This is a genomic window from Streptomyces sp. NPDC051907 (genome assembly GCF_040681075.1).
Lineage (GTDB): Bacteria > Actinomycetota > Actinomycetes > Streptomycetales > Streptomycetaceae > Streptomyces.
Genome location: NZ_JBFAYB010000262.1, coordinates 1 through 1,007 on the forward strand (window position 1 = coordinate 1; position 1,007 = coordinate 1,007).

Annotated in this window: 2 protein-coding genes; both read left to right on the plus strand. The window is 29.9% G+C overall.

Features of this window, described 5'->3' with window-relative positions; translation table 11 throughout:
- Positions 1–498, plus strand: a 498-nt coding sequence (locus tag AB0M39_RS42255; RefSeq protein WP_365374570.1) for a site-specific integrase, incomplete at its 5' end; no start/stop codon positions are given.
- A 95-nt stretch (positions 499–593) separates the two neighbouring features.
- On the plus strand, positions 594–1,007 hold a 414-nt coding region (locus AB0M39_RS42260), incomplete at its 3' end, for a protein kinase (RefSeq protein WP_365374573.1).

Genomic DNA, 1,007 nt, shown 5'->3' on the forward strand with positions numbered 1-1,007 from the left:
GGAGAATTACTAGCTCTTACTTGGAATCATGTAGATTTTGAAAATCAATTATTATTTACAGATAATCGAGTAAATTCAAGTACATTAGAAGTTGTTGCTCCAAAGACCAAAGATTCTATTCGTTATGTTCCTATTAATCATGAATCTATTATGGTATTAAAAGAGCTGAAAAAAGAGCAAAGAATAACAAATAATGAATTAGGAATAAAAAATACGCATAATTATGTGTTTCAACATTACGGACTAAAAAAAAACATTCCAACAAATGCCAGTTGTAATAAAATATTGAAAAAAGTTTTAAATTCTTTAAATATTGCTCCAGTAATTACAATTTATGGTGCAAGGCATACTAGAGCAACATTTTTAGTAACTGAAGGAATTCCGCTTGATGTTATAGCTAAAGTATTGGGGCATTCTGTGGAGGAATTAACACGTACATATAGGCATTTGCTGGCAGAAACTCGTGATATAGGTTTTGAAAGGATAAAAGAGTTATAGATAGTATTTTAATTAATTTTATATTTATTTTATAAGGAGATTGATTATGATAAAATAGGCTTATTAATACTAAATTTTATTATACTGGAGAAATAATGGTTGTTAAAGATGGCGATGTCGTAACGTTCTTTAGAGAAAAAGATTACATAATGGTGAATAATAACTTAGGAAGTGGTGCTTTCGGAAAAACTGTTGTTATAAGAGATTCTTTTATTGATGAGCTTTTTGTAGCAAAAAAATATGAACCAATTATAGAAGATCAAATCTTTAAAGAAAAGTTTTTCAAAAGTTTTCTGGATGAAATAAAAATATTATTTAAGTTAAATCATAAAAATATTGTAAGGATTTATAATTATTATCCATTTGAAAATGTACAGACAGGATATATAATTATGGAATACATACAAGGTAAATCAGGTGATCAACTTCGACGTGCACACCGAGCAGCACGACGTGAACTGGTACCTGGAGGTCGACTGGAGCCTCGGCGACCAGAAGGGGACGGTACG